Origin of the sequence: Nonomuraea sp. KM90, from assembly GCF_052246675.1 — a bacterium.
Lineage (GTDB): Bacteria > Actinomycetota > Actinomycetes > Streptosporangiales > Streptosporangiaceae > Nonomuraea.
On record NZ_JBQQCB010000231.1, the window covers coordinates 1 to 8600 of the forward strand.

Annotated in this window: 8 protein-coding genes; all 8 read right to left on the bottom strand. The window is 72.5% G+C overall.

Features of this window, described 5'->3' with window-relative positions; translation table 11 throughout:
- On the bottom strand, positions 1 to 650 hold a 650-nt coding region (locus ACTWPW_RS61625; protein ID WP_443174642.1), incomplete at its 3' end, for an ABC transporter permease.
- A gap of 18 nt (positions 651 to 668) precedes the next feature.
- Positions 669 to 1475 carry a molybdate ABC transporter substrate-binding protein gene (modA, locus tag ACTWPW_RS61630; RefSeq protein ID WP_443174643.1) on the bottom strand — a complete coding sequence of 269 codons (807 nt, stop codon included), beginning with the start codon at positions 1473 to 1475 and terminating at the stop codon, positions 669 to 671.
- An 11-nt stretch (positions 1476 to 1486) separates the two neighbouring features.
- A complete protein-coding gene (locus tag ACTWPW_RS61635) occupies positions 1487 to 1900 on the bottom strand; it encodes a TOBE domain-containing protein (RefSeq protein ID WP_375112656.1) in 414 nt (137 codons plus the stop codon).
- 193 nt (positions 1901 to 2093) lie between these two features.
- Positions 2094 to 3833, bottom strand: coding sequence for an ABC transporter ATP-binding protein (locus tag ACTWPW_RS61640; protein ID WP_443174644.1), 1740 nt, complete (start codon positions 3831 to 3833; stop codon positions 2094 to 2096).
- Positions 3830 to 5641, bottom strand: coding sequence for an ABC transporter ATP-binding protein (locus tag ACTWPW_RS61645; RefSeq protein WP_443174645.1), 1812 nt, complete (start codon positions 5639 to 5641; stop codon positions 3830 to 3832). Before ACTWPW_RS61645 ends, ACTWPW_RS61640 begins: the two co-directional genes overlap by 4 nt.
- 5 nt (positions 5642 to 5646) lie before the next feature.
- A complete protein-coding gene (locus ACTWPW_RS61650; RefSeq protein ID WP_443174646.1) occupies positions 5647 to 6591 on the bottom strand; it encodes an alpha/beta hydrolase in 945 nt (314 codons plus the stop codon).
- A 112-nt stretch (positions 6592 to 6703) separates the two neighbouring features.
- The gene (locus tag ACTWPW_RS61655) at positions 6704 to 7429 is read right to left on the bottom strand and encodes a hypothetical protein (protein ID WP_375112652.1); all 726 of its coding nucleotides are present in this window, start codon (positions 7427 to 7429) and stop codon (positions 6704 to 6706) included.
- A 104-nt stretch (positions 7430 to 7533) separates the two neighbouring features.
- The coding region (locus ACTWPW_RS61660) for a polymorphic toxin-type HINT domain-containing protein (RefSeq protein WP_443174647.1) at positions 7534 to 8600 on the bottom strand (1067 nt) is incomplete at its 5' end.

The window sequence follows — 8600 nt, forward strand, 5'->3', positions numbered from 1 at the left end:
CAGCACAGTACCGCCCCCGCCACCACGCCCGGCATGACGAGCGGCAGCGTCACCCGCCGGAACACGGTCCACCGCGAGGCGCCCAGCGTGGCCGCGGCCTCCTCGAACCGCTGGTCGGCGGCGCGCAGCGCGCCCTCCACGCTGATCACCAGGAACGGCATCGCGACGAACGCCTCGGCGACGATCACACCCGCCGTGGTGAACGGCAACGTGATGCCGAACGTGGCCTCCAGCCACTGCCCGGCAAGCCCGCGCCGCCCCAGCACCAGCAGCAGCGCGACCCCGCCGACCACCGGTGGCAGCACCAGCGGAACCGTGACCAGGGCCCGGACCAGCCGCCGCCCGGGAAACGACACCCTGGCCAGCAGCCAGGCCAGCGGCACCCCGAGCAGCAGGCACACGGCGGTGGCGACGGTGGCGCACACCAGCGACAGCCGCAACGCCTCCAGCACCTGCGGCTCGGCCAGCCGCCGCAGCAGCGTGGCCCAGGGGGCGCGGATCAGCAGCCCGGCCAGCGGCAGCACGAGGAAGACCAGCCCCACCACGGCGGGCAGCACCAGCATCCACGGCAGCCGCCCGGAGACCTCGCGGCCCGCGGCCGGCCGGCCGCGCCCGCGCGGCGGTTCGGGCAGATCGACCTGTTCCTGCATGGAAGAGCTCATCAGTGATCAGGGCGCCTCGAAGCCGGCTCTGGTCAGCACGTCCCTGCCCTGCGGCGACAGCACCAGATCGACGAACCGCCGGGCCAGCTCACCGGCCGGAGCGTCGGTGAGGGCGACGATCGGATAGTCGTTGACCGCCTGGTCGGCCTGCGGGAAGGCGATCCCGGTCACCTTGCCGGCCGCGGCGATCACGTCGGTCCGGTAGACCAGCGCCGCGTCCACCTCGCCCAGCTCGACCTTGGTCAGCGTGGCCTTGACGTCCTGCTCCAGGGTGACCGGGGTGACCTTGAGCCCGGCCGCGTCCAGCGCCTTGACCGCCGCGGCGCCGCACGGCACCTGCTCGGCGCACAACGCCACCTTCACCTTGCGGTCGGCCAGGTCCTTCAGCTCGTCCACCCGGGCCGGGTTGTCCTTCGGCACGACGATCTGCAGCTTGTTGCGCACGAACGTGACCGGCGAACCGGCCATCGACGCGTCGGTGACGGTCTTCATCGTGGCCGGGCTGGCCGCGGCGAACACATCCGCCGGTGCCCCCTGGGTGATCTGCTGCGCCAGCGTCGAGCTGGAGCCGAAGTTGAACCTCACCGTCGTACCCGGGTGCGCGGCTTCGAAGGTCCTGCCGAGCTCGGTGAACGTCCCGGTCAGCGAGGCCGCCGCGAACACGGTGAGCTCCTCGGCGCCGCCGGAGGCGGCCGGAGCCGGGTCAGAGGCGGAGGTCGCGGCCGGCCCGCCGGAGCCGCAACCGGACAGGCCCGCGAGCGCGAGCGCGACGGGCAGGGCGATCGCCCATCGGGTAAGACGCCTGAACGCCAAAGAGGGGCTCCTCACACGTGACTGGTCACGCGCTCGTGACCGGGAATCTCCACGACGACGTTGGTGGACTTGATCACCGCGACCGCCACCACTCCCGCCTCCAGGCCCAGCTCGTCGGCGGCCTGGCGGCTCATCAGCGACACCACCCGGAACGGCCCCGCGGCGATCTCCACCTGCGCCATCACGGCGTCGCGGATCACCTCGGTCACGATTCCGCGAAAGCGGTTACGGGCCGAGGACCGGCCACCGTCGTCGCTCTCCTCGACCTGCGAGCGGGCGAACGCGGCCAGGTCGGCGCCGTTGATCCGCCGGTGGCCGTGCTCGTCGCGCTCGGCTTCCAGCCGGCCCGCGTCCACCCACCGGCGGACGGTGTCGGAGCTGACCCCGAGCAGCGCCGCGGCCTCGCTGATCCGGAACGTACTCACAAGTCCCCACCATACTCCCGCACATTCCACCCTGAACACCGGCCTTCGGCCGCAGCAGCGGCACTCGCCACGGTTCTTCCCTGGCATCCGCGAGATCGGGAGCGCCGCGCGGCCAGGTCGTCGCCGCCCCGCTGGGGGTGCGAACCGTCGACCTGGCCTGACCGCCCGCCGCGAGGCGGCTCCGTCATGGTGATCACTCCTGGTCGGTCCTCCCGGGCCGGCGCGCCGCCGCCGGCGCCAGGGAGAGATTCCAGAAATCGGCGTAGCGGCCGCCGCGGCGCAGCAGCTCGTCGTGGCTGCCCTCCTCCGCGATCCGGCCCCCGTCGAGGAAGACGATGTGGTCGGCGCGCTGGACGGTCCGCAGCCGGTGCGCCACCATCACCACCGTCCGGCCCGCCATCAGGCGATCGATGCCCTCGTGGACGGCCGCCTCGTTCAGCGGGTCCAGCGCGGAGGTCACCTCGTCCAGCAGCACGATGGGCGCGTCCTTCAGCAGCGCCCGCGCGATCGAGACCCGCTGGCGCTCACCACCCGACAGCAGCGCGCCGCCCTCGCCCACCTTCGCCGCCCATCCGCCGGGCAGCCGCTCGATCACCTCGTCGAGCCGCGCCGCGGTCGCCGCCGCCCGTACCTCGGCCTCGCCGGCGCCGGGACGGCCGAGACGTACGTTCTCCTCGATCGTGCCGTCGAAGAGGTAGACGTCCTGGAAGACGATGGCGATCCGCGCCATCAGCACCTCGGTGTCGATCGCGCGCACGTCCACCCCGCCCACGCGCACCACGCCCGCGTCCACGTCGTGGAAGCGCGCGAGCAGCTGCAGCAGCGTGCTCTTGCCCGCGCCCGACGGCCCGACCACGGCGAGCCGCCGCCCCTCCGGCACGGACAACGACAGGTCGCCGATCACCGTGTGGCCGTTCTGGCGGAAGGTGACGGACTCGAACTCCAGGTCATGGCGTACCGGCTGGATCGGTTCGCGCGCCTGGGGCAGCGGCTCGGTGCGGACCACCGCGTCGAGCCTGGCCAGGTCGAAACGGGCGCTGCGTACCTTGCCCCCGATGTCCGACAGCGACAGCAGCGGGTCGGCGCAGCGGGGGGCGAGCACCAGGATCGCCAGGACCTCCGCCGCGCCGATGTTCCCGCCCAGCGCGAGGTAGGCGCCCAGGGCCAGCAGCGCGGTGAACATCGCCTGCACCGTGAGCGTCAGGCCCACCGCGCCGGGCAGCGCCGACAGCAGGGAACGGCGGGCCGCGCGCTGGAGCCCGGACAGCGCGTCGTCGAGCAGCCGGAAGTGCTCGCCGCTCCGGCCGCCGGCCCGCAGCACCGGCTGGGCCTGGAGGTACTCGATGACCCGCCCGGTGGCCTCGTCGCCGCGCTCGCCGCGCTCCGCGTCGGTGGCGGCCGTCGAGCGTCCCGTCCAGATCTGGATCGCCGCCACCACCGGTACGGCGACCAGCGCGGCCAGCCCCATCTGCCAGTTGAAGGCGAGCATCACCACGACGATCGTCAGCGGGGTCACGCACGCGGAGATGAACGGTGCCAGCAGATGCGCCGCCACCCCCATCGCCTGCAGGACGCCCTCACTGGCCAGGACCGAGACCTCCCCGACGCGGCGGGTGGTGAACCAGCCGAGCGGCAACCGGGCCAGATGATCGCCGAAGCGGTGGTAGACGCCCCGCAACAACGTGGTCCCGACGCGGAAACCGGACAGGTCGCTGAGATAGCGCAGCACCGCGTAGACCGCGACCGCGGCCCCGAACCCGGCCAGCCAGGGCCAGGCGTCCGCCGGCCCGCCCCCGAACAGCGCCCGCAGCACCGGGACCAGCAGCGCGTACGACAGCCCCTCGGCCACCGCGGTCGCCGTCATCAGGGCCACGGTGCGACGCATCGGCGGGGCGTACTCGTGCCCCAGCACGCGCAGCAACATTCGGATCATCGCAGCTCATCTCCTTGCGGCAGGCCACCACGGGTGTCATCGGTGATCGCGGAGCGGTGGGATCGCCAGAACGCGGCGAACCTGCCGTCCTGTGCCAGCAGCTCGGCGGGATCGCCCTGCTCGACGATCGCCCCGTCCTCCAGCACCACGACGGTGTCGGCGTCGGCGATCGTCTCCAGGCGGTGGGCGATGACCAGCACCGTCCGGTCGCCGGCGAGCGTCGCCAGGGCGGCGCGTACCGCCTGCTCGGTCTGCGGGTCGGCGAAGGCGGTCGCCTCGTCCAGCACCAGCACGGGGGTGGCGGCGAGCAGCGCGCGGGCGATCGAGATCCGCTGGGCCTCACCGCCCGACAGCTTGACGTCCTCGCCGATCACCGTCTCGTATCCGCGCGGCAGCTCGAGAATCCGATCGTGCAGGTTCACCAGCCGGGCGACGCGCATCACCTCCTCGCGGCCGGCCCGCGGCACGGCCAGCGCGATGTTGTCCGTGACCGGCGCGCGCAGCAGGCGTACGTCCTGGAAGACGAAGGAGACCGTCCGGTAGAGCTCCTGGCCGCCGATCTCGCGCAGATCGACGCCGCCCAGGAGGACCGAGCCGTGGTCCGGGTCGAAGAACCGCGGCAACAGCTGGACCAGCGTGGACTTCCCGCTTCCCGACGGCCCCACGATCGCGGTGACCGTCCCCGGCTCGAGCACCAGGTCGATCCCGCGCAGCACCTCGTGCCCGGGTTCGTAACCGAAGCGCACCCCACGCAGCTCCACCCGGTGCCCCTGCGGTGCGGCCGGGCGGCGGGGCTCCGGCAGCGACCGCACCCCGAGCACGTCCCGGATCCGGCCGACCGCGCGCCGGGCGGCCTGCAGGTCGTCGAAGCCGTGGCCGAGCGCCGCCACCGGGGCGGTCAGTCCCAGCCCCAGGAGCAGGAAGGGCAGCAGGTCCGCCGCGGCCAGGGAACCGTCCGTGACCAGAACCGTCCCGCCGGCCAGCACGACCAGCAGCACGAACGGCGGCGACAGCGCCAGCTGCATCCCGGCGGCGACGCCGGACAGGCCGCGCACCCACCGGAGCATGGTGTCGGCGAAGTCATCCGTGGCCGTGCGGAAGCTGCGGTGGGCGCGCTCGCCCCCGCCGAACGCCTTGACCACCGAGATGCCCTGCACGAACTCCACGGCCGCGTTCGAGATCCGTCCCATCCCCTCGTCGAGCGCCTCCTGCTCGCGCCGGCGGCTCGGGGTCATCATCAGCGGGACCAGCGCCACGGCGAGCACCACCGGGATCATCGTGATCAGCGTGAGCCGCCGGTCGACGGTGAACAGGTAGATCAGCGACACCAGCGGCACCACGAACGCGGAGACGAACTCGCCGGGGAAGTGGGCGATGAGCGGGTGCACGGCACTCACGTCCTGCCCCACGACCTTGGCCAGCTCGCCGGTCCGCCGCCGGGAGAACCAGCCGATCGGCACCCGCCCCAGCCGCGCGGCCAGGTGCCGGCGCAACGACAGCTCCACCCGGGCGTCGAGCAGGTGCCCGATCCCGGACGACGCGACCGTGAACAGCAGCCGGACGAACAGGCCGGCCGCACCCGCGAGCACGACGGTCCAGACCCGGCCGGGATCTGCCGGGCCGGGCGACAGGAGCGTACGCCCCAGCTCGACGACCGCCAGCAGCGGCGCCAGACCGGCGACGGAGCCGATCACGTGCAGGATGACGACGGTGGCGAAGCTCCACCCGTAGGGGCGCAGCAGATCTCCCAGGCTCTCGGGCGGCGCGGCCAGCTCCCTCGCCTCGGCGGTGAGGCCGGTGGCGGTCACCGCGCTCACCCGGCCAGCGCCCGGCGCAGGGTGTCGCCGAGTTCGGCGATCTGCCGCTGCGACACCTCGGCGGACATGATCGCCTGCGACCCGTGGAAGGTGCCCGGCCACTGGTGCAGCTCGACCGATACGCCCGCCTGCAGCAGGCGCAGCGCGTAGGCGATGTCCTCGTCGCGGTTCGGGCACAGCTCCGCGGTGGCGACGTAGGCGGGCGGCAGACCGGACAGGTCGGTGGCGCGCGCCGGTGCGGCGTACGGCGAGGTGGCCGATGAAGTGGCCGGTGAATTGGCCGGTGAATTGGGCTGTGAGGCGGGCGTGTCACCCAGGTAGTGCCGCCACGCCGCGGCGAGCTTGCCGCGATTCAGCCAGGGCGTGTCGGTGAAGTTCCGCGCCGACCAGGTCTCCAGCCGGTCGTCGAGCCCGGGCTGGTTGAGCAGCTGGAAGCGGATCGGCGGCCCCTGCTCCTCGCGCGCCCGCAGCGCGACCGCGGCCGCGAGCCCCCCGCCGGCGCTGTGCCCGCCGACCGCGATCCGCTCCGGATCGACGCCGAGCTCGGCGGCGTGCTCGGCCGTCCACTCCAGTACGGCGTAGGCGTCGTCGAGGGCGGCCGGGAACCGGTGCTCGGGCGCCAGCCGGAAGCCCACCGAGATCACCACCGCCCCGGAGCCGTCCGCGAGCCGGGCGGCCCACGGATGCTCGGTGTCCACGTCACCCATGACGAACCCGCCGCCGTGCAACCAGACGATGGCGCCGTGGGCAAGGTGCGGGCGATAGATCCGCACCGGCACGTCCGGATCGGCGGCCACCGTGCGGTCCTCGATCTCCATGCCCGAGGTGTCCGGCGCCGGCATCCTGGCGGCCAGCTCGGCGAAGGACTTGCGCGCCGTGAACGGGTCGCTCAGGTCAGCCGGAGGGAACAACGGGACGAATGCTTCGAGTTCAGGATCCATGCCGGTCATCCTCCCGGCCGGCACCCCCCGGCATCATCCGCCATCCGTCGGGCATCCTGCCCGGATGGCGCGACGACCGGCGCAACGACCGGCGCACCGATCGGCGGGGCGGTCAGCGCGCGGAGTGCTCCAGGAAGATGGCCAGCAGCCTTTCGGCCGCCTCGGGGGACAACCCCTTGGTGAGGAACGCCTTGTCCGTGAACAGGTCGCGCTGGCCCCCCTGGACGTCGAACTCCAGCGTGTCGATCGTGGCCAGGGCCTCGTCGCGGTCCTTGGCGTCGGCCCAGCGCTCGATGTCCCGCAGCGCCAGGTCCAGAACGCCCGCCGCGTCCCGCAGGACGAGGTGGCCGGCGCCCTCGGGGAGCCGTTGCCGGTCCAGGTCGATCCCGCCGCGGAAGTCCACGTCCGTCATGCGCGCGGCGGAGAAGTCGTTGCCTTCGTACCTGTTCGTCGTCCGCCCCAGCTCGGCGTCCCTCGCCCAGGGGTCCGCGGAGAAGGTGACCGATTCCAGGCTGCCGGAGAAGACGCAGTCCACGAATTCGGCGTCGATGAAGGTGAGGCCGGACAGGGTCACGTCCAGGAAGGAGCAGGAGACGAAGGTGGCCCGGCCGGGATCGAGGCCGTCGCCTTGCAGGGTGCTGCCGTCGAAGACGCATTCGGTGTAGACGCTCGGCTGCAGGCCGCCGCCCAGACAGCCGTCCGTGGCACGGACGCCGCGGAAATCGCACCGGGTGAGCCGGCTGCCGTTCGCGACGAGAAAATACCCGAAACGCCGCCCGGAATAGTCCGCGCCCGTCAATCGGGCGCCATTCAGCCGTAGCTCGTCGCTCGCTTTCACCAGCCGACCTCTCCGTCGCCTCGATCAGGAGTCGCACATTTTACCGGGGACGAGGGCGAGCCGCCCCCGGACGAGGCCGGGGGCGGCTCGGTGTCAATCGATGGTCAGGACGGCAGCCGGCCGATGCTGTACAGCACGTACGGAACCCGGCTGTACCCTCCGGTGGTCGCCCGCCCGAGATGGTTCGCGTAATCCTTGACGGTGGTGAATTCGACCCAGTTCATCAGGCGCCGGTCGTAGAAGTCGACACCCCAGCTGGGTTTGTATACCCACCGCCCCGGGTCTATCGCGTTCAGTTCCCGGTAGAGCGCCCGATGGAATGCCGACCCGAAGAACCGGCGCGCGCCACGGAAGTCGCCCGCGCGGATCAGCTTGCGATATTCCCTCAGTTCGTTCCGCTGGAAGCCCCGGAGAATGTCCTGAGGCCGTTGCGCGAGCCGGAGCGCGGCCGTTTCGACGGCGGCGACCGATTCCGCGTAGCGGGCCCGGATCCCGGCGGGCAGGTTCTCCGCCAGCTCCGTTCTGATGGTGATCCCGCACTTCGGATTGGTGTTGTGCACCAGCACCGGCGTGCTGCCCGTCAGCACGTAGTACGTGTGCAGGTCGGCGACGGTCAGGTTGTGGACCCGCTGGCGGGCCGTCCGCTTCCCGACCGCCTCGATCCGCACGTACGTGCCCGCGGAGGTGCGCAGCCACATGCCGGGCTCGAGGTCCTTGGCGTAGACCCACGTGCCCAGGTCGCGGACCCAGAACGGGTGCTCGCCGGTCGCGGTGACCTCGCCGGTCTCCTCTCCCTTCCCGCCGTCGGTGTCGACGGTGATGTCGACCAGTTCCTTGTCGCCCTCACCCGTGATCAGGGCGGTGACGGGCTTGGCCGCGGTCTCGCCGGTCTCCGGGTCGGTGGCCAGCACCTCGTCCCCGACCTCGATCCGCTCGATGTCCTCGGTGCTCCCGTCGGCCATCTGGACCTCGGTGCCGGGCACGAAGCTGTTGGGCGCTCCACACCCGACGTTCCGCATGCCCCGGCCCAGGACCCGGCCGAGCCCGAAGGTGGCCGCGCCCACCGTGGCGCCGGCGAGCGTCTCCAGGGCGAACTCACCGGCGTCGAAGCTCCGGTTGGGGTCCATGGCGACGTTCACGCCGTAGGTGGTCGCGGAGGCCGCCGCCCCGG